The sequence below is a fragment of the Paenibacillus sp. O199 genome, assembly GCF_001636635.1.
In the GTDB taxonomy this organism is placed as follows: domain Bacteria; phylum Bacillota; class Bacilli; order Paenibacillales; family Paenibacillaceae; genus Paenibacillus; species Paenibacillus marchantiae.
Genome location: NZ_LGRP01000001.1, coordinates 268170 through 289159 on the forward strand (window position 1 = coordinate 268170; position 20990 = coordinate 289159).

At 45.0% G+C, this 20990-nt stretch carries 21 protein-coding genes and 1 riboswitch; of the genes, 3 read left to right on the top strand and 18 right to left on the bottom strand.

Annotated elements, in window-relative coordinates; translation table 11 throughout:
* The 3 genes from A6049_RS01145 to pdhA form a co-directional block, all read right to left on the bottom strand.
* Entirely contained in the window at positions 1-1314 is a 1314-nt protein-coding gene (locus A6049_RS01145) for a dihydrolipoamide acetyltransferase family protein (RefSeq protein WP_063562830.1), read from the bottom strand.
* Positions 1315-1489: 175 nt separating this feature from the next.
* Positions 1490-2467: an alpha-ketoacid dehydrogenase subunit beta gene (locus A6049_RS01150; protein ID WP_062325380.1), complete on the bottom strand. Its 978-nt coding sequence runs from the start codon at positions 2465-2467 to the stop codon at positions 1490-1492.
* A gap of 105 nt (positions 2468-2572) precedes the next feature.
* Complete coding sequence (gene pdhA, locus A6049_RS01155) at positions 2573-3640, bottom strand: pyruvate dehydrogenase (acetyl-transferring) E1 component subunit alpha (protein ID WP_053780908.1); 1068 nt, start codon at positions 3638-3640, stop codon at positions 2573-2575.
* A 255-nt stretch (positions 3641-3895) separates the two neighbouring features.
* On the opposite strand from pdhA, the gene A6049_RS01160 reads away from it, so the two are divergent.
* Positions 3896-4630 carry an alpha/beta hydrolase gene (locus A6049_RS01160; RefSeq protein ID WP_063562831.1) on the top strand — a complete coding sequence of 245 codons (735 nt, stop codon included), beginning with the start codon at positions 3896-3898 and terminating at the stop codon, positions 4628-4630.
* A 158-nt stretch (positions 4631-4788) separates the two neighbouring features.
* Here A6049_RS01160 and A6049_RS01165 read toward each other — a convergent pair whose 3' ends face one another.
* Complete coding sequence (locus tag A6049_RS01165; protein ID WP_063562832.1) at positions 4789-5259, bottom strand: low molecular weight protein-tyrosine-phosphatase; 471 nt, start codon at positions 5257-5259, stop codon at positions 4789-4791.
* Position 5260: 1 nt separating this feature from the next.
* A complete protein-coding gene (locus A6049_RS01170) occupies positions 5261-5929 on the bottom strand; it encodes a trimeric intracellular cation channel family protein (protein WP_063563197.1) in 669 nt (222 codons plus the stop codon).
* Positions 5930-6116: 187 nt separating this feature from the next.
* On the opposite strand from A6049_RS01170, the gene A6049_RS01175 reads away from it, so the two are divergent.
* Together A6049_RS01175 and A6049_RS01180 are read left to right on the top strand one after the other, a co-directional pair.
* Positions 6117-6758: a thiamine diphosphokinase gene (locus A6049_RS01175; protein WP_063562833.1), complete on the top strand. Its 642-nt coding sequence runs from the start codon at positions 6117-6119 to the stop codon at positions 6756-6758.
* Between the two features lie 281 nt (positions 6759-7039).
* Entirely contained in the window at positions 7040-7540 is a 501-nt protein-coding gene (locus A6049_RS01180; protein ID WP_053780904.1) for a C40 family peptidase, read from the top strand.
* A 135-nt stretch (positions 7541-7675) separates the two neighbouring features.
* Here the strand turns inward: A6049_RS01180 and A6049_RS01185 are convergent, their stop codons facing one another.
* The 13 genes from A6049_RS01185 to A6049_RS01245 all read right to left on the bottom strand — a co-directional run bounded on the left by A6049_RS01185 (position 7676) and on the right by A6049_RS01245 (position 20985).
* A complete protein-coding gene (locus A6049_RS01185; protein ID WP_063562834.1) occupies positions 7676-8365 on the bottom strand; it encodes a winged helix-turn-helix domain-containing protein in 690 nt (229 codons plus the stop codon).
* Positions 8366-8538: 173 nt separating this feature from the next.
* A complete protein-coding gene (locus A6049_RS01190) occupies positions 8539-9588 on the bottom strand; it encodes a MoeB/ThiF family adenylyltransferase (protein ID WP_063562835.1) in 1050 nt (349 codons plus the stop codon).
* On the bottom strand, positions 9585-10352 hold the full coding sequence (locus A6049_RS01195) for a thiazole synthase (RefSeq protein ID WP_063562836.1): 768 nt from the start codon (positions 10350-10352) through the stop codon (positions 9585-9587). The genes A6049_RS01190 and A6049_RS01195 overlap by 4 nt, the downstream gene beginning before the upstream one ends.
* Before the next feature lie 3 nt (positions 10353-10355).
* A complete protein-coding gene (thiS, locus tag A6049_RS01200) occupies positions 10356-10559 on the bottom strand; it encodes a sulfur carrier protein ThiS (RefSeq protein WP_063562837.1) in 204 nt (67 codons plus the stop codon).
* Entirely contained in the window at positions 10556-11788 is a 1233-nt protein-coding gene (thiO, locus tag A6049_RS01205; protein WP_161490515.1) for a glycine oxidase ThiO, read from the bottom strand. Before thiO ends, thiS begins: the two co-directional genes overlap by 4 nt.
* Before the next feature lie 5 nt (positions 11789-11793).
* Positions 11794-12387, bottom strand: coding sequence for a thiamine phosphate synthase (locus A6049_RS01210; protein ID WP_205411978.1), 594 nt, complete (start codon positions 12385-12387; stop codon positions 11794-11796).
* Between the two features lie 315 nt (positions 12388-12702).
* A riboswitch (TPP riboswitch) is annotated at positions 12703-12812 on the bottom strand.
* A 133-nt stretch (positions 12813-12945) separates the two neighbouring features.
* Positions 12946-14496 (bottom strand): ABC-F family ATP-binding cassette domain-containing protein, encoded by a 1551-nt coding sequence (locus A6049_RS01215; RefSeq protein WP_063562839.1) that lies wholly within the window; start codon positions 14494-14496, stop codon positions 12946-12948.
* A 132-nt stretch (positions 14497-14628) separates the two neighbouring features.
* Positions 14629-15612 (bottom strand): hypothetical protein, encoded by a 984-nt coding sequence (locus tag A6049_RS01220; RefSeq protein ID WP_063562840.1) that lies wholly within the window; start codon positions 15610-15612, stop codon positions 14629-14631.
* Positions 15599-16150 (bottom strand): hypothetical protein, encoded by a 552-nt coding sequence (locus A6049_RS01225; protein ID WP_063562841.1) that lies wholly within the window; start codon positions 16148-16150, stop codon positions 15599-15601. Before A6049_RS01225 ends, A6049_RS01220 begins: the two co-directional genes overlap by 14 nt.
* On the bottom strand, positions 16147-16545 hold the full coding sequence (locus A6049_RS01230) for a hypothetical protein (RefSeq protein ID WP_063562842.1): 399 nt from the start codon (positions 16543-16545) through the stop codon (positions 16147-16149). The genes A6049_RS01225 and A6049_RS01230 overlap by 4 nt, the downstream gene beginning before the upstream one ends.
* A gap of 16 nt (positions 16546-16561) precedes the next feature.
* Positions 16562-17047 (bottom strand): hypothetical protein, encoded by a 486-nt coding sequence (locus A6049_RS01235; protein WP_063562843.1) that lies wholly within the window; start codon positions 17045-17047, stop codon positions 16562-16564.
* A 55-nt stretch (positions 17048-17102) separates the two neighbouring features.
* A complete protein-coding gene (locus A6049_RS01240) occupies positions 17103-19169 on the bottom strand; it encodes a hypothetical protein (protein WP_063562844.1) in 2067 nt (688 codons plus the stop codon).
* Positions 19159-20985, bottom strand: a complete 1827-nt coding sequence (locus tag A6049_RS01245) for a P-loop NTPase family protein (protein WP_063562845.1) — start codon at positions 20983-20985, stop codon at positions 19159-19161. Before A6049_RS01245 ends, A6049_RS01240 begins: the two co-directional genes overlap by 11 nt.
* Between the last annotated feature and the right edge of the window lie 5 nt (positions 20986-20990).

Consider the following 20990-nt stretch of genomic DNA (forward strand, 5'->3'; position numbering starts at 1 on the left):
TTACACCTCCATAACAAGCAGCTCAGGGTTAGCGAGCAGCTGTTTAATGTAGTTCATAAAGTTTTGTGCTGTTGCGCCATCGATGATACGGTGGTCAAAGCTCAGGGAAAGAGCCATTACAGGTGCTGCAACAACTTCGCCATTTTTAATAACGGCTTTTTCGCTGATGCGTCCAGTTCCGAGAATTGCAACTTCAGGGAAGTTGATGATCGGAGTGAAGAACATACCGCCAGCAGAACCGATGTTACTGATGGAGATTGTGCTTCCTCTCATTTCGTTCGCGCTCAATTTGCCATCGCGGCCACGAGCTGCCAGATCACGAATGGAATCAGCGATCATCCAGATGGATTTACGATCAGCATCTTTGATAACAGGAACGATCAAGCCGTTGTCTGTATCTGTAGCGATACCGATGTTGTAGTATTTTTTGTATACAATTTCATTAGCTTCTTCATCAATCATAGCGTTCAATGCTGGGAACTCACGGGAAGCAGCAACCAGAGCTTTAACAATGAATGGCAGATAAGTTACTTTTGTACCTTTTTTCTCAGCGATAGGTTTCATGCGAGTACGGAAAGCAACCAGTTCAGTTACGTCCACTTCGTCCATGATTGTAACGTGAGGAGCTGTGTAAGCCGATTTAACCATCGCATTGGAGATCGCTTTACGGATACCTTTGAATGGTACGCGCTCTTCTTCCACACGTTGATCAGCTGCAGCAGCTGCTGGTGCTGCGGATTTTTTCTCTTCTTGAGCCGGAGCTTCGGAAGATGCCGCTGCGGAAGAACCGCCACCGTTTTTGAAGGATTCAACATCTTCTTTGGTAACTTTACCGTTGTTGCCAGTACCGTTAACTTGAGCGATGTCTACGCCTTGTTCGCGAGCAAATTTACGCACGCTTGGTGTTGCCAGAACGTCTTTGGCAGGTACTGCCGGAACGCTGTTGTTTCCGCCTTCTTTAGCTGCATCCGAGCTGGAAGCTGCTGCGGAAGAACCGCTTGTGTCAGCTCCACCTTGAGCTGCATCTTTTTCTTGTTCGCCTGCAGGAGCGTCGTCTTGCTCTGGAAGCTCACCTTCAGCATCGATGATTGCAACAACTTCGCCAACGTGGCAAACTTGGCCATCTTTTGCGAATACTTCTGTTACTGTGCCGTTAACCGGACAAGGTACTTCAACGACCGCTTTGTCATTCTGTACTTCCATGATGATGTCGTCGTCAGTTACTTTGTCACCGACTTTGATGTGCATCTTGATGATTTCGCCTTCGTGAAGGCCTTCGCCCAGTTCAGGGAATTTGTATTCAAATTTAGCCAACTGAAAAACCTCCTTGATTATGTCTCAATCCTGAAAACAACCCTTAACTCCAAGAAACAACCGTTACTGCTAATGCAATAAACTGTTACTCAAGGGGCTAATGGCTGTTTACAGTGCAGCTTGCGCTGCGGTGTGGATCACCATACTGCGCCTTGCGGCATGTCAGATGATTAAATTAGAAATTTACGACTTTGTTAACCGCAGCAACGATACGTGCTGGGTTAGGAAGCCATGTATCTTCGATTTGTGCAAATGGATATACAGTATCCGGACCAGCTACACGCAGAACCGGAGCTTCCAAGTGCAGGATTGCTTTTTCATTGATTTGTGCAATGACTTCAGCTGCAACACCTGCGCTCTTTTGAGCTTCCTGTACAACAATTGCACGGTTTGTTTTCTTAATGGAAGCAACGATAGTGTCGATGTCGATCGGGCTAACCGTACGAAGGTCGATAACTTCAACTTTGATTCCTTGTTTTTCGAGCTCTTCTGCTGCTTTCACAGAAGTGTGAACCATCATACCGTAAGTAATGATAGTTACATCAGAACCTTCACGAACAACGTTCGCTTTGCCCAGCTCAACTGTGTAATCTTCTTCAGGTACTTCTGCACGGAATGCATGGTACAAGTTCAAGTGCTCCATGAAGAATACGGGGTCGTTGTCGCGAATAGAAGCGATCATAAGACCTTTTGCATCGTAAGGGTTAGAAGGCACTACCACTTTAATACCCGGAGTTTGCGTAAGCAAACCTTCAAGGGAATCTGTGTGCAATTCTGCCGCTTTTACACCGCCACCGAATGGTGTACGGAATACGATTGGAGAATTATATTTACCGCCGGAGCGGAAACGCATACGAGCTGCTTGAACTACCATTTGGTCAAGGGCTTCGAAGATAAAACCAACGAATTGGATCTCGGCAACCGGACGGAAACCTTGAACACCCAAACCAACAGCCAGACCGCCAATAGCGGACTCAGCGAGTGGAGTATCAAATACACGCTCTTCGCCAAACTCTTTTTGCAGACCTTCCGTTACACGGAAAACGCCGCCTACATTACCTACGTCTTCACCGAAAAGCAGAACGTTAGGATCACGTTTCAACTCAACGCGAAGCGCATCACGGATTGCTTCTTTCATGTTCATTTGTGCCATTTGCTTCATTTCCTCCTTAAACATTGACAGTTCACATTTGAATTCATACATGTATACCGGGACACCGGAACCCGTCCCGGATGTTTATGCTTTATCGGAAAAAACTTATTGGAAATCAGCTTTTTGCTCTTCCAAGTGCTTAGGCGTTTGTTCGAACATGCTGTCGATCAAGCCTGAAATCGTCATTTTCTCGGTTTTTTCCGCTTTTTTGATCTCTTCGTTCACTTTTGCTTTTGCTTCTTCTTTCACACGTGCTGTATCTTCTTCAGTCCACAGACCTTTTTTCTCCAGATATTTAGCAAAACGTGCGATTGGATCTTTAGCATTCCATTCAGCCTCTTCTTCTTTTGTACGATACTTGGAAGCATCGTCAGAAAGGGAGTGAGGACGGAAACGGTAAGTTACTGCTTCGATCAGAGTTGCGCCTTCGCCGTTACGACCACGTTCAGCAGCTTCCTGAACCGCTTTGATAACTGCGAAGATGTCCATACCATCAATTTTAACACCTTTGATACCTGCTGCTACCGCTTTGTGAGCGATGGACAGAGCTGCCGTTTGTTTAGCAAAAGGAGTTGTGATGGCATAACCATTGTTTTGTACGAAGAAAATAACAGGCAATTTGTAAACACCAGCGTAGTTCAGACCTTCATAGAAGTCACCTTCTGAAGAACCACCATCACCTGTGTACGTAATTACAACTTGTTTTTGTTTCTTCAATTTGTAACCCATAGCAATACCCATTGCGTGCAGGATTTGTGCACCAATGATGATTTGCGGCATCAATACATTAACGCCATCCGGAATTTGTCCACCATGTTGGTGTCCACGGGAGTACAGGAACGCTTGATAAAGAGGAAGTCCATGCCACACGAGTTGCGGAATGTCACGATAGCCAGGACATACAAAGTCTTCTTTTTCAATTGCAAATTCACTACCAACCATTGTAGCTTCTTGACCAGATACTGGAGCATAGAAACCAAGACGACCTTGACGGCCCAGGTTTACTGCACGGTCATCCCAAGTACGGGTAAATACCATGCGATACATAATTTCTTTTAATTGATCGTCGGAAAGCTTAGGCATCATGTCTTTGTTAACGATTTCGCCGTCAGGAGACAGCACGGACAGAGCTTCTACATCCTCCGTATATACTTCATAAGGAACCTTGCTCATTTTTTTCTTCACCTCAACAAAAAATTTGAATATCAAGTTCCGCTGTTATAATATAATTATACACCTGTTTCACTGCATACGTCAAAGATATCCGTAATTTTTTTATGTTTCCTTCCGGATTGTATGTATAACAGGGGCTTAATATTGGTATAACAGCATAATACATGTTTGCGTATTTGACCTATCCCCGCACAAGGTTAATCTTACCGTATTGCGCGGTCGAATGCAAAAATTAACCGAGAAAGGTGACGTTTTATGACGGATTCCCGCTATTTGAAACGCACGATTGTAAAGGAAGAGATTGAGAGCCGCTATCTCGGAGAGAAGCGCACATTACGAATTTATCTTCCCCCAGGCTATAACGAATTGTTATCTTACCCTGTCGTATATTGTCAGGACGGTGAAGAATTTTTCAACTTTGGACGTATCGCCACCACTGCCAACCGCATCATTCTCGACGAGGGAGCCGAACCTTTCATTATAGTAGGAGTTCAGGTTGACGTGTCTGTAAGAACTCAGGAATACGCCCCTTTCGGCGATCGGTTCAAGGCGTATACCTCATGCTTCGCTGAAGAGATTATTCCCTATGTAGAAGAGAAATATCCTGTGCGCCGCTCTCCGCAGGAACGTGTTCTTGCCGGAGACTCACTGGGTGGCAGCGTTTCGCTTCATCTTGCTCTACTCTATCCAGACCTGTTTACACGTGTCATCAGCATGTCTGGAGCTTACTACTCCGCTTCCCAGGAAATCTACGCTGCAGCTGAAGACTTGTCCTGGTTATCGATCTGGATGATTGTTGGTTTGCAGGAGACTGCCTTTGAAGCCGATACCGGCACATATGATTTTGTTCAATTAAACCGGGATACCCGTGATTTGCTGGAAAAACGAGGTGCGCTTGTCTCCTATCAGGAGAAAGACGGGCATCACCAATGGGGATTCTGGCAGAACGAGCTGCCGGAAGCATTGCTTTACTTTCTTCAAGAAAATTAATTCGATTATTGAACAGGCGGCTGAAATGCCGCTTATGTTTTACATTCACATGGTACCGCTTACATGAACGTTCAAAAAAGAAGCAGGCTCACCTGCTTGTCCGTTCCAGCTTCTTCTCTTGTATCACACAAGTCATTCCTAGAGAACATCACCAATTGTTATATCAAAGAATGTTCCTTTTCAATCCGATCCATCAACACGTCGCAGCCTGCATCAACCAGCCTGTATACTTCTTCAAAATTCCCCGTATAATACGGGTCGGGTACTTCACGGAGCGTCTCGTTCGGCAGCAGATCCATCATCTTGATAATTTCCGCATCCTCACCACCTGTTACACTTCTTACGTTAGCTGCGTTGGAATCATCCATGCATATAATGTAATCAAAATGTGTGAAGTCCGCACTCGCAAATTGTCTTGCCGCCATGTTGGCATAAGAAATTTGATATGAATCCAGCAATGATCGTGTCCCCTCATGCGGAGGTTTGCCAACATGCCAGTCTCCTGTACCTGCTGAGTCCACTGAAATCTGCTGATCAAGTCCTCTTTCACTCACTTTATGACGGAGGACAGCCTCAGCCATTGGTGAGCGGCATATGTTGCCTAAACATACAAACAAAACGTTAATCATGTTATTCCCCCTTACTCAAGGTGCGGTTAAGTGGCGCTGGTGCTGTCTGAGGTTTCACACTCTCCGTTTGTACCAGAGAACGACGAGGCAGCTTCCATTTATAATGAACAGAACACATTCGGAAGAACACAACTGCGGCGAAACATATTAACAGCCCAACGTTGGTTGTGAACCATCCCATACCTATGGCAAAACCAGCTGTTATTGCCCACACGGCATAAATTTCATCACGCAGTACCAATGGCTTCCTGCCAGCCAGCAGATCACGAATGATTCCTCCGCCTATACCGGTCATCACTGCGGCTACAATAACCGCACTAATGGGATGTCCCATATTGGCTGCGTATAACGCCCCTTGAATCGCAAATGCTGCAAGTCCAATCGCATCGAACAGCGCTTCTGTCCGCTTCCAGTGACCAATCCACTTAAGAGGTAGTACGAAAGCAATCGCTACAGATATAAGGGCGAGCATAATCAGCATTCCCTGGCTCCACAGCATCGTTACGGGTACACCAATGAGAACATTACGAATGACTCCGCCTCCAAATGCGGTCACGAGTCCCAGTACCAGCACACCTAAAATATCATATTCCTCTTCCATTGCCACGAAAGCTCCGGACATTGCAAATGCAATGGTACCTATAATGCTGAATACTTCAAAAATGTGCAAGTCCAACCTGTTCAAACCTCACTTTTCAAGTCATCTCCATGTTGCTCTACCCATTGTATCCGCGCATGCCGAAATTGTGCAACCACATTTTGTGGATTATACTGGTTTTGTGAATGATTTTTGCATCATTCTAACACCTTAATTAGAAGTGAATTGTTTCTTTATTGATTAGGAAGGATGAAATAGAATGACTAAGAAACGAATTGTTATTTTTACGGGGGGAAACCTCTCTCCTCAATTTCTAAAAGAAATCGGTAAGGATGACATCATTATCGCAGCTGATCGTGGGGCGTTGTTCTTAATAGAACATGGGATTCAACCACATATCGCAGTAGGTGATTTTGATTCCATTACCGAACAGGAACGGGAGAAGGTACGAGATAACAGCGAACGGATAATCACCTGTGATCCTGTGCATAAGGATTTGACCGATACCGAGATGGCATTTGAAACAGCATTGGATCTTGAGCCTACTGACATTCTTATGTTGGGCGCAACGGGCACACGCATGGATCATACACTGGCTAACGTACATATTATGGTCCGCGCTATGCAGCATCATATTTCCTGTACTCTGCAGGATGAACACAATTATATGATGCTAACGACCTCCGAAGCTTTTGTGGAAGACCGCGGATATGAGTACATCTCCCTGCTCCCACTTACTAATGAAGTAACAGGTATCACACTGGAAGGTTTCATGTACCCGCTAGATCAAGCTACTATACGCATGGGACAATCTTTGGGGATTAGCAACAAACTGCTCGGAAAGTCTGGCACCGTCTCTATTGATAGTGGGTTATTACTCATTATTCAGAGCAAAGATTAACCTTCCGCCTATACTTATTACGTTTTTGTAACCTATGATTTAGATTAAAAATAAGAGCATAAAACAACAAAGACCCTTGAATATCAAGGGTCTTTTCTATTTTTGTAACATTCGAGCTTCGTCAATGATTAATTTTTTGACATTTTTAATGGTATTTTAATAAACAAACCCAAACCGTTGCGGCCCTAGGGAGAATCAGGTTCCATCCAATTTCTAGGCTGTTACAAAGCTGTTATACTCGCTCTAGCAACTAAACGAAAACGAATTTTGGAGGTACTCACATGAAAACAAACATCTTTGTCCAAAAGGCCGTAACCGTCGGGTTGTGCGCTACACTAGGTTTTGGAGCTGTATTAATGACTAATGCACCTGTCGCACAGGCAGCAAGCGCTTCTGTATCCACAGGACAACAAATCGTGAACTATGGTAAAACCTTTACAGGAACTCCATATAAATTTGGTGCGTCAACTTCTACAACCAAAAATTTTGACTGCTCTTCTTTTATGAAATACATCTTCAAAAAGTATGGTGTAGACCTGCCACGTACATCCGTTAAGCAATCCCAAGAAGGTGTAGCTGTTTCCAAAGCTAATCTGCAAGTGGGAGATCTCGTCTTCTTCTCCAGCGGTAGTCGCTCTACAGGCTCCAATATTACTCACGTAGGCGTATATGCAGGCGACGGAAAAGTTCTGCACACGTACGGATCACCAGGTGTAACTCTCTCCGACTTGAACTCGGGGAACTGGAAAAAAACATATATTAAAGCTCGCCGCGTACTGTAGCTCATATTCCGAAAATAACGAAGCGAGTAGGGCCGGATCTGATGATCCGGTCCTTTTATATTTACCCAATGAAGTTCTCTCTCCAAACAGGAGTTATGTGGAAAACAGGAACTATGTTCGGTGATACGACCTCTTTTATTGAGTATGAAGCATATAACCGATGCCACGAACGGTATGAATTAATTTGACACTCCTCCCCTTATCCACCTTCACTCGTAAATGTTTGATATATACATCCACCACATTAGTATCCATTGCAAAATCATACCCCCATACTTCCCTTAAAATAACGCTCCGGGGACACGCCTCATTCACATGACGAGCCAAAAATTCCAGCAATTCGTATTCTTTCGGAGTTAATACCAGATATTCGCCTGCACGACTTACACGACGTGAACGCAGATTGACCTTGAGGTCATGTACTACAATGACTTCTTCATCTTCCTGTGAAGCATGCGAGAACACACGTAAAAGATTCCGTATTCTGGCCATCATCACATTACCGTGAATAGGTGCTTCTATCACATCATTAGCGCCGTAATCGAGTAATTCCACAATCAATTCAGGCGATATCTTGGGAGTTATCACAAGTAATGGGGAGGTGACACCTACGTGCACAAAAGACTCTAGTCCATTTTTCAGGGTATCTTCATGACACCCTTCATTCATTAATATGATCATATTGAGATTCGTGAGTGTTAGTTCAGAAATACGGTTCAGATCTGTCCATTCCATTTGCTCGACTTGGTACCCTTCTGCACACAGTATGCCTTGAATAAAAGAAACCAGATCGCCCCTGCCAACCAGTAATATGGATGTTTTCATTTTTTCACCCGGCCTGTCTTGTACGCTGCTACATTTGTTGGTTTAAACTACACTTGGTCTCCACATCCTTGTGACCACTGTGCATCGCAGCATTGTTGTATGTTTATCATGCCGTAAAATGAAAAAGTCCATTCCCGGAAGGAACGGACGCGGAACATTCATTTAATTTTTCTCTAACCAAAGTACCGGTGAACCAGCGTACGCGCCTCTGCCGTGTCTTTTGTTCCATGAACAAGGACACGACCATCCTGAAAAATGACCATCCTGTGCGCTCCCGTTGTAAAAGAAACCAAAAATGGATTAACCTCCACTTTGCCTTCATCCAACTTACCGAGACGATCAGCCGTATGTTGTAAATCCAGATTCATTCGCCGTGAAGGGCGAATCTGTACCGTATCCCTACCACATAATACGTCTGTTTTTTCCAGGTTTGAGGCAGAGAGGTACGGATAGTTAGCCTTTACTCCGCAGGAAGGACAATCTTCTTTTCGGGCACCGTCGACGTTAATGGATATGTATTCATTTCTCCACACATCGAATGATAACAACTTGCGTCTCAGTGCACCTGAATTACCACTGAGAAGCTTCATTGCTTCGGCAGTCTGATTAGCCGTAACCATCTGCACCGCCTGAGGGATAATGCCTGATGTGTCACAGGTATCCCCACCTAACGGAACCTCACCCAACAAGCAGTTTAAACAAGGCGTTTCTCCAGGCAGAAACGTGTAGGTAATTCCATAACTGCCCACACATCCTCCATAAATCCACGGAATACGATACTTCTGAGACATATCATTTATTAATAGCCGGGTATCAAAATTATCTGTTGCATCCATGATCAAGTCTGCGTTCTGAACCAGTTCTTCCAGTTCATCTACTCTGACGTCCATCACTTTGCCTACAACCTCAACGTTAGAATTAATGTCAGATAGGCGCTTTTTCGCTGCCATCGCTTTGGGCATTCGCTGAATGGCGTCTTGCTCAATATATAATTGCTGTCGTTGTAGGTTGCTCCACTCCACATAGTCACGATCTGCAATAGTAATATGGCCAATTCCTGAACGTACCAATGTTTCCGCAATACCCGTACCAAGCGCGCCCGCTCCAACAATTAATACTTTGCTGTTATTCAATCTATGCTGACCTTCCTTACCGATAGGTGCATACCGTTCCTGTCTGGAATAGCGGTCTCCCTGTTCAGAAGATCGTGTCTGATTAGTCATGTATGAATCATTCCTTCCGCCGGACTACTAGCTGCTGCATAGCGCTTAACGGGAATCATGCCTGCCTCATAAGCCAGTCTGCCTGCTTCAACCCCCATTCGCATGGCCTTCGCCATCTTTACCGGATCTCCTGATCCGGAGACAGCCGTATTCAACAATACACCGTCAGCTCCCAGCTCCATCGCATGAGCAGCATCTTTAGGTGCTCGAAGTCCTGCATCCACAATAACAGGAACGACGGCTTGTTCAATAATAATCTCCAGATTATAGGGATTAATAATTCCTCTCCCCGCCCCTATGGGTGAAGCCCCAGGCATAACAGCATGTACGCCGAGTAGTTGCAATCGCTTGGCCAGAATAACATCGTCCGAGATATAAGGCAGTACCGTAAAGCCCTTTTCAAGCAAGATCTCGCAAGCTTTATAGGTTTCAATTGGGTCAGGAAGTAATGTGATTCCATCGCCGATAACTTCTACTTTTATCATATCACAAAGTCCTGAAGCCCGAGCTAGTTCAGCGATTCGCACAGCTTCCTCTGCTGTTGCAGCACCCGCTGTATTGGGAAGCAGGGTATATCTTTTCAAATCCAGTGTGTCCAGAAAGTGCTGTTTGTTCCGATCTTCCAAGTTCAAACGCCGAACCGCGAACGTTAATACTTCCGTACCGGAGGCTTCAACCGCCTGGCTCTGCACTTCCAAGTCCGAAAATTTGCCTGTACCCAGCAGCAATCTAGACTCAAACGTATAATTTCCAATCCTCAACATAATTCAACCGCCTCCCACAAAATGTACAATTTCAATTCGGTCTCCGTCTCTTAACGCCGTCGTTTCATGATATTCCCGCGTTAAAATTTGCCGATTCAATTCAACCACGACGGTTTTTACTTGCAAATTAAATGAATGGAGCAATTTATCTACACGATTTAAGCTATCTTCAATTTGCATGGTTTGTCCGTTGACAATGATGTTCACTGCAACATCTCCTTTATGTTCAAACGTTCTGGACAAAGGTCCTGAATCCCCAGTTCTTCCGAGGTTTTGCCACAAATCAAGTCAGCCATAAGGCTGGCTGTAATTGCACTAAGCAATATGCCGTTACGATAATGTCCAAAAGCAGCGAATAAACCCGGTACACTATCACAAGCCCCCACATAGGGCAATCCATCCGGAGTCGAAGGACGGACACCAGCCCACGCTCGGATAAAATGTGCTTCCTTCATGCCAGGTACCCAGTTTGTTGCAGCTGTAAGCAGCTTCTGAATGCCTTGTACCGAAACTTTCATGTCTGTTCTTCCAGGAAGGCTTGTTGCACCGATCCATACTTCTCCATTGGCTTTGGGAACAATATATATATCCTCTGCATACACCGTTTTGTCTGGCCTGTACCCGGCATGGTGGGGAGAAAACTGCACGGCTGCAATCTCCCCCTTTACTGGTAAAACAGGCGATTTCAGACCTACATGTCTCATCAATTCTTTACCATGTAACCCTGTAGCAATAATTACATTTCTCGATGTCATCGTTCCTATTGAAGTCTCGATTCCTTGCACACCGTTTACATTCGTATGCAAACGGACATCCTGTACCCCTTCCATCACCCTTGCACCCATGGCTTGAGCCGATCTGACATAAGCCTGCGTTAAGTTGACAGGAAGAACCTCGCTCTCGGAAGGTCTGTAAAATGCTCCATACGTATCCCTGTTTAACCATGAAGCTTCCTGTTGGACAGCAATACGATCCCACCAAATATGTTCTGTAGATAAGGTAGACGATCTACGATCATTCTTGTAACTGCTGACCTCACTGTATGAACGAAAAGGAGTAATAAATCCATGCTGTTGCAGCCCCATTTCCACTCCGCTAAGCGAACTGATCCGTTCCTTCTGCTCATGAAGCAAAGCTCTGCTCTGCCTTGCAAGCTTTGCCATTACAGCATGAGTGAATTCCTCACTATCAGCAGCAAGCATGCCTGCGGCTGCACAGGAAGTTCCCCCAGCGATCCGCGCCCGCTCAACCAGAAGAACGTCATGGCCTCGAGTAGCGAGTTCACATGCGATGGCACATCCGATAACTCCTCCACCTACAATAATGGTTTCTGCATGAAGCTTGCCTCCAACTTCCGCTCCAACTTTACTTCCCGAAACTATTCCTGGATGATAGCCTGAACGATTCCTGCTTCGACTTCTTGCTTCCTCTCTCAAGATCTTCATCTCCTTGGTCCGGCGTACTTGTCTGAATCCGTGATCGCCTGTCGCAATGAAGCGGCAGCTACTTCCGGCTTATCGGTCGTCCAAATCGTTGAAATTACAGCGGCTCCTCTAGCACCAGCAGTTCGAATGGCAGCAATATTCTCAGGACTAATCCCGCCAATCGCGATCACGGGAATCGAAACATTAGAGCATACCTCAGCTAACGCACTTAGCCCTCTGGGTTCGCAATTCGGTTTACTATTTGAAGCATAGACATGCCCATAAAAGAGATAATCCGCTCCCTGTTCTTCTGCAACTTTTGCTTCTTCCAGAGAATGAACCGATATGCCTACGCGCAGCCGATCGACTCTCCTCAACTCATCCTTATCATAGCTGCGAGTAACTGCTTGACCCCAATGCACACCACCAATTGAAGCATATTGATCCAGCTGATCTGAGCCATTCATAATGATTCGGTCAGATGGAACACCTTGTGTTTTTAGACCTTGCGCCCAATACATCTGTTCTTCAAGGGTCAGCTTTTTTTCCCGAATGTGGATATAATCGACCCACCGCCATATACCCTTAGCAATATTCAGAAAAGAGCCCAAGTCTCCTGTACCTGGTGAAACCACATGCAGTTCGAATGATCTTGTTATTACATGTTCGTGGAAGATTACCGTCCTATTCGCCCTCCTCTTGCATGATTTAAGCTGATATACAACAACAAAAAAGCCACTCCCGTAGGGGAGTGGCCACGAATTTAAAATTCATGGATCAACTGAATGACTGTCGCATGCAATTACTCTATACATAACGCACAACAACTATAGAAACCATCCATAGTCGCAACGCTGTATACATAGAACTGCATGATTCATCTTGCAGGCCATATCGCAAAGTCAACGATAAAGCTCTTTGTCATTAGCTGAAACGCGCCACTTCCCTACGCTGGTATGATCCAGATCAGGTACAAAGGGTCCGGAATCGCATTCTTCCATCTCAGCCGCATCGTGCGGCCCCCCTAGTGTTCATATGAAGCTGTAGCCTATGTTACCATAGACACCTTTTTTTGTCACCGTACATTTCCATGAATTACGTTGTTCACCATTGCTGAAGTCATGTAGTTAACGAAGTTGCTGTTTCTGGTGCGAAGAATTTCGTAGAAACTATTGTTTGTCGGACCAAGCTTCAACATCCCACGTTTTGGTTACCCAACCTTCATAAAATTCAGGTTCATGGGATACGAGCAGCACGGTACCCTTGAATTCCTGCAGGGCACGTTTCAGCTCTGCTTTTGCGGTTACATCCAAATGGTTTGTGGGCTCATCGAACAAAATCCAGTTACTTTCACGCATCAGAAGCTTACATAAACGAACCTTGGCTTGTTCACCACCACTAAGCGCGTTAAGCGGGCGGGTGATATGCTCATTTTTTAATCCACAACGTGCGAGATGGCCCCGGACTTCATTCTGTGTCAGATGAGAAAACTCATTCCACACATCTTCGATCGGGGTAATATTACCTGCACGTACTTCCTGTTCGAAATAGGCTGTTTCCAGATAGTCCCCCAAGAAAGTCTTACCGCTAATTGGTGGGATTTTCCCCAAGATCGTCTTGAGCAGTGTGGATTTACCTACACCGTTACATCCAACAATGGCAATTTTCTCGCCACGCTCAATCGTCATCGTCATTTTAGGCAATAATGCATATGAATATCCGATTTCAAAATCAATACCCTCAAAGACGGTTTTACTACTCGCCCGGGCATCCTTGAATTTGAATGTGGGTTTGGCTGCTTCGTCTGGACGATCAATCCGTTCAATCTTGCCGAGCTGCTTCTCACGGCTCTTGGCACGACCTGAAGTGGAAGCGCGGGCTTTGTTCCGCTGAATGAAATCTTCCTGCTTCTTGATAAACTCCTGCTGTTTCTCATAAGCATCAATATGTTGCGCCTTATTCATGTCGGCCATTTCAAGGAATTTGTTATAGTTCGCTGCATAACGCGTCAACTTGGCAAATTCCAGATGATAAATAACGTTAACGACCTCATTCATAAACTCTGTATCATGCGAAATCAGAATAAACGCATACGGGTAATCCTTCAGGTAACGCGTCAGCCATTCGATGTGTTCCACATCGAGATAGTTCGTCGGCTCATCCAACAGAAGTGCAGTTGGTTTCTCCAGTAAGAGCTTGGCAAGCAATACCTTCGTACGTTGACCACCACTAAGCGCGGCCACGTCACGATCTAGGCCGATGGCGGACAAGCCCAGTCCATTTGCCATCTCTTCCACTTTCACATCAATCAGATAAAAATCACCTTGCTCCAGTTGCTCCTGAATGTCACCCATTTCTTCCAGCAACAATTCGAGCTTGTCCGGATCGGCGTCTGCCATCTGATCCGTAATAGACATCATTTCTTTTTCCAACTCAAGCAAGGGCAGGAACGCATCCTTAAGCACATCACGAATCGTTTTTCCAGGCGTGAGCTTGGTATGCTGATCCAGATATCCATAACGAACTTTGGGGGTCCATTCGACCTTCCCTTCGTCCTTTAACAATTTCCCGGTAAGAATGTTCATCAGTGTGGACTTACCCACACCATTTGCACCAACAAGACCTACACGCTCTCCGGCAAGTAAACGAAAAGATACATTTTTAAATAACGTGCGGTCTCCAAAATTGTGACTCACGTTCTCTACTGACAATAAACTCATAAGATGAGGTTGCTCCTATCTATTGGACATTACTATCGTTCCGAAACCCTATTTTAGCACAGGTGTCGCCTTTTCTGAAAGTAATGTAAACATCTCATGCAACCTCGCTTTTATATTACAAACAAACTGCCTTTAATTTATGGAACAGTTATACTCAAAATAACCTTGTGCTGCCGCTTGTTTGGCATTTGTAAACACTTCTTCGGCTCTGTAACCATTGCTACATGTGGAAGGGTAATAGTATTTAATTCCACTTACAGGATCAACTCCGCCAACGATCGCTGTTTTCTTCACCAGTCTGCCACCACCAATGGCATAATTGTTAATCTTTTGGTTACCTACAGGTATTCCCTGAATAAACGCCATCAGCCCCGTATCATTAATCGAATTGTACCAGTCTTCCTGAGAAATCAAAGGCATGGTAAAGGTGTAGGAAACACCATTCCTTCTTGCAAACTCATTATGCCGGTTAATAACATCTGCCAAATCTTCCTGCACACTTGTCACGATCCGGCCTCGTCTGACCTGCTCAAACGTCTCGGCATTCTGAAGCAGAGGGATTTGTGTGCTGGAGGCCAGTTCTTTCTGGAAACCCTCAACCCACATGCCCAAGCCTGCATCATAGGCATACACATACCCATCGAGTGTGAAGTTAATACTGCTACCATTTGAATCAGAATATGTATAGGGCTTTTTAGGACTCCAAACTTGCCGGAATGAATCTTCAAGATCACCAGTCATCTCAGTTTCGTTCGCCAAAATATAATAACCATCATAATCCAGCACGACCATTGCAGGAATGTAATTAAACATGGCCCGTATAGCAGCAGGATCATCCTGAATCCCCATATTTAGCGCCAGTGTTTGGGTAAAGGTAGTCAAGGCAAGCTCTTTGTCCGCTTTTACAAATTTGGTCGAATCATACCCTGCTTCATCGTTTTGCTTCTCATTTTGATGCATCACAGCCCCTGCATCCAGTACGGCAGTCTGAAGTGCCATCTTATATCGATTGCTTAAATATTGTGCCTCTTGGGCATTGTCTGTATTGTGAGAAATAACCCAGAATATAGGTAAAAAGATAAGCACAAACACAATAGAAAGATCAGTAATCTTCATTGAGCACCATACCCCCATATGTGGTAAACACGGCTGCAGCATGTGCAGACCCGTTCAACCACTCACGAATCAACATGGCAGGTGTGCGATTGGTATTTTTGACGGTTACAGTGAAGAAATCCCCCATTGCCAGTGTATATCTGCGCCCAGGATCGTCTAAAGCTAGCACACCGGACGAAGGAAACAGCTTTGCTTTAATTTGGGCTGAATAATAGCCATCTTGTACGGTTTCATAGGTGCCAGAAAATGTGCTCTGATCCATCGGATCTGAGTAATGAGGAACATATTTTTTGTGCAAATGCTCCATGGAAATCTCATAGGCATTCCCCGTTTGGGCCATCTGTTCTTCGAATTCTGTATACATGACAGGGGAAATGTATCCCTTTGTTCTGACTGCATCAACAAAACGGGTAACCGTCTGAACAACGGTCATGCGTGCCACGTCATCCTGTCGATCTGCAGTCTCTGCTGCCGGATATACATAAAGCAAAATCACTGCCAGCAAAACAGCAAGCAGCTTGGATGCAGCGTTAATCAAGGTGTACTGGCCTCCTTCCAAAATGCAATCTTCAGCAGTTCGCCAGCCTCACTTCTTATGAACTCGGGTCTATACGAAGCAGCAAGCTGGACAGGAATGGTTCCTCTTCTGTTTACAAGGGGATCAATGACATATGCAATCCCGTCCACCTCCACGCTGACCGTTGTCCCTGTCATTTGCCTCACAGTGTGTAACACTTCCGCACCACTATAACGGATTGGCTCACTTATACGCAGAGTGGTATTCAGCCGTCCTTCCATGTCTGCTGTCGTCTGCACCAAGTGATTCAAAGCGTCTGAAAGAACCCGAACATTCTGCTGCCCGTACAGGCAGGCTGTCACAAATAGGACAACCGCCGTACAGAACAACATGAGCTGCTGTGTATTCTGGGACATGTTAAACCAACTCCTGTCAGGATTGCTGGAAAATAAGCCCTCTTACCACATTGGATCTGTCTTTTACGATAATTGCTTTGAATTTACCACTTGGATTGACATATTGGTTGTCTTTTTCACTCATAGTTTGATTAATAATACCTACTTTATCATCTGGAGAAATCACTGAACCGTAATCTGCGTTATTGAGATCCTGGGATATGTTCAACTGATTGCCATACCATTGACCCCCCTTGTTTTTACCTGTAATAACTTGAATACCGAACTGATCCTTGTCCGCATATTTACGCAACGCATTTGTGACTTGTGATCCGCTAATGGTTGTTCCGTCATACACGGTAAATGCAGCTTGGGACAACTCGGTCTGGATATCGGCAAAATTGTTCTGTGCCGTTTTGGTTGCCTCCTGAGCCGAAATAAACAATAGAACCACAATCGTAATAAGGGCGATGGTCAGAAAGATGCCTGCTGCCACCTTTAAAGCACTTGATGCATTGTTCATGATAAATCCTCCTATATCGTTTTTAATTTATTTCAGACTGTGACGTACATGGTCGTTACAGTTTCTGAATCTGTTCATAATAAATGTTCATTTGCAGGAAACTCATGCCTACCAGCGGAATGACCAGATAGAGGAAGATCAGGGCATACATCGGTGTAAACCCGATCATTCTTCCCCATGATGCTTTAACATCAATCATCTTGGTGTATTCCTGCTTCCGTTGTTCAAAATAAAAGGCCATCATACTATCCAGATCATCAAATGCCTCTCGAATCGAAATTTTCCCAAGTGCAAGTTGCAGTTTTTCAACCAAACGCTGAAATTCAGGCAGACCTGCATCTTCTTTCAATTGTTCAAGTGCATGCTCCGGCCCATGTTCAAAGTGCAACAGACATTTTTGCAGTGGTCTTTTGAAAATAACAGCAAAGCGATTGAGCCATTCCAGTATTTCCTCTACAGACATACGGTCCATCTCTCGCAAGATTGAGATAACCGTCTGAAACTGATAGATTTCATGCCTCATGTCCATGCTTCTCATCTTGCGCTGGAACATCATGAGCCAGATCGGCATGTGATAACCCGCTAAACCTATCATCATTGCAATAATTAACTCCCACCAGTGGAGATATTGCTTGTTGTAACCTTCCAGCTTCTGCAGGATGCGTGCGATAGTTTCAGTCTGTGCATCATGCTCCAGTGGAACGGGATTTACGGACTGCAATGCATTGGATATCTCATCAAAAGTTGCTCCTCGCTTCATTTCGATGCGCTCGAGTACAGCTTGATCCAAGCTTGTCTTCTCGGTAGCCTGCTTCAACTCCGCCTCTCCCATCGCGCCAAACATCCGGTCATCTCTCACAGGATCATGTAAAATATGATTTCGTTCAACCTGATGCAGCAGAAAGACACATCCAATGGTCAGCACAAAACAACTTACAAATAACATCAGCCTTCGTATCGCCAGCCATTCATATTTCAGTTCCGAGCTACTTTCCCGCATCAGTCTTACGGTTTGACTGTAATTGGTACTGCCAGGTTTGGCCACGAACAACATCGCGACTTTACGAATGAACGTCTGCCTGTATAGGAACTGATCGATTCTGGAGTGTTTGCGCCCTGTCCGATAGCGGGTTTCATCATATTGCTGAAGTCTTTGCAAAAGCAGGTAGGCAAGTATGATAATGACATAGATCGATATTTTGGTTACAAACCCGATTTTGCTGCGATAAAATTCATCCATAGTCGGAAAACTTCCTCTGGCCCAACGTTCGATTGGAGCTGTGAATAGAACGGGGGCCAGGGCGATGATATTCAACCCTTTTAACAGATAGTCCAATTTGTCCCGCCGCAAAATCTCCAGATGAATTTCCTGTGTCAGATTCCCCAAGCCTTTCAAGTAAATCGAACCCTGTGCTCTATCTTTATCCCCGAACTCCATCACCATATATGAAATACCGGCAAAACCTTTAAGAAAGCGATTTGGCGCAATCTCATAGTACCGTTCCAAAGCTTCGTTCGGATCCGGAGAAGTCAATGCTTCATAGATCAACAGCACTTGCTCGGCAGCCTCTCCTTTACCTGTTTCCGCTGCTTCATAAAGTGCCTCCTCTACCATTCCATGCTGATGATACCGATGTCTCACGTCGGCAAACAGGTCCAGCATCTGTACCAAAAGTCGCTTCTCCATACGATTCAGACACATATCCAGTACAAGGCTGTTTAGAACTACAGCGCAGAGTACCGACAATATAACAAAGGCGATACCCGGCTGCATAAGGAAAAGGATTACACTGATACTCCCGTATCCTCCGAAGATAATTAGAACCACGTTCATAGTCATTCGTCTTAATGCTGGTTCGTCGCCTACATGCCGGAATGAGATTCGTTTCTGTACTTGTAAAATATAAGCAGAGAATAGCGGCACTTTCATGCCCCACCGATAAGACTGTAACAGGACCGATCCCCACCGCAGCGTACGAGTGCCGTTTAGCGTAGCGATCCCGATAGATTTACTTGCATTGTCTCCTCCTCTGTGACGTAACAGGTTCAGTACAAGTAGCGTGATTATCAGGCCACCTGCACATATCCCCAACACCAACAGAAGAGCTATCTTAACGGTCATAGGTATCACCCCAATGTTGCTTGATGAACTGTTCGAACAGCGCAGCGTCCTGCAGTGTCATCTGATCCCGCATATCCGTAATGCTTCCTATGGAGATCGGAGCTGTGATGACGTAATTGCCATCCTTGTACTCGATCACATTGCGAAACGTAAATCCCGCCCGTTCCTCCACGCTATCCCCTTTATTCGCACGTGGCAGACACTCCGTAATTCGTTCGATATATCTTCGTCCCTCTGCGTCCTTTTTCATATGTACATCGAAATTAATGACACTTACTACTTGCTCCTCGGCAATATGTTCATGTTGGAACATACCTGTTTTGAGCAGTGAATTACGGAGGGAGAAAACCAAATCACGAAACGTTTTGGCATGATGGGTAAACAGGGTGAACAGACTGGCAACCTGGGACATCTGAATCATCCATGCGGCTACTTCGTCACTTGCGACCTCACCGAGAATATTTACAGTACCATCCGTCTTTTTCTGTAAGTCCAGTCCCTGTTGACCTGAGATGTGCTCCGTCTCCCGGAAGCTTAGTATGTTACGCCGACTGTATATACGCCGAAGCTGTAACTCGAAAGCCATCTCCTGTACACGCAGGGTATACGAAGCGTAAATATGCTTCACCATTGCCATAAGTAGTGTCGTTTTACCCGATCCCTGTGCTCCTGTTACAGCTGTGATTCGACTGCCTTTCATCAAATATTGCAGCAAAGTGATTGGCAGATCTGCGTTGTTACCAGTAATCAACTGTTCCAGTGAAGCATTGGGAATATCAAATTTCCGGACAAAGAATGCCCATGATTCGGCAAAGGGAGGACGCACAACAACGACACGTGATCCATCCTTCATCTCGTTCACCTTGTATCCATTTGCTTCCGAAAGCTGTCCCGGATAGTTGTATTTATAAATATTTTGACATACCCTCTTCAGTTCACGGATATTGCCAAACGACAGGAAAGACAGATGAATGGACTTACCTTTATAGAAAATCCAGACACTTTCCATTCCAGTAAGTGGTTCTTCAAGGGGAGCATCTTCAAGTCCATCTGTGAGCAGATCATTCCACGAAGCTGGCTGCCGTAGCCCCATATCCTGAAGGGCATCCAGCATGCCACTCACACCACCACTAACGCCATCTATTCGTTGATCTCTTATTTCATCAACCACCGAGAAACCTTTGTAATGCTGGTAGATACGTTGAACGATGATATCTGTTTTTTCTCTGAATCCAAGCTCTCTATACTCACACTCAAACACATATCGGATGTCCTCCTCGGAGATATAGTAACTTCCTCCGTCGTCTGCACCTTCACTCAGCCTCAATCTGCCAAGATCATAAGTGTCAATCATGCGTGACAAGGCATCGACACCAAATTGCTGCCGGTATAGATAAAACACGATTTCGAATTGATCCTGAACCGTCAGCAACTCAGCTTCTCCAAAATATATGACCTCATCGATATTTGACTTATTCAGTCCTATACTGCGGGTAAGCAGATCACCTATCAGGTTTTTGACATACGTTTTATCACTGATGCTTCCTGATACACAACCTTTAAGCGCCTTGCGCATCTCGGCACGCTGATTGATTCTTCGGCGATATTCTTCTTCGTGCAATCCTGCATCCGCAAGTTGACTATGACTAAGCTCATGAAGCGAGTTCTTTACTTTCTCTGTCAGCACTTCAATCGTGAAGGATTCGCGCTCAGGAGCACGGTTATTTTTTTCACGATGGGAAGCTCTGTATTTGAACCAAACATACGCAAGACATAACAGCAAAATTAAAATTAACCATAGGGTATTCCAGAGCATCAGAT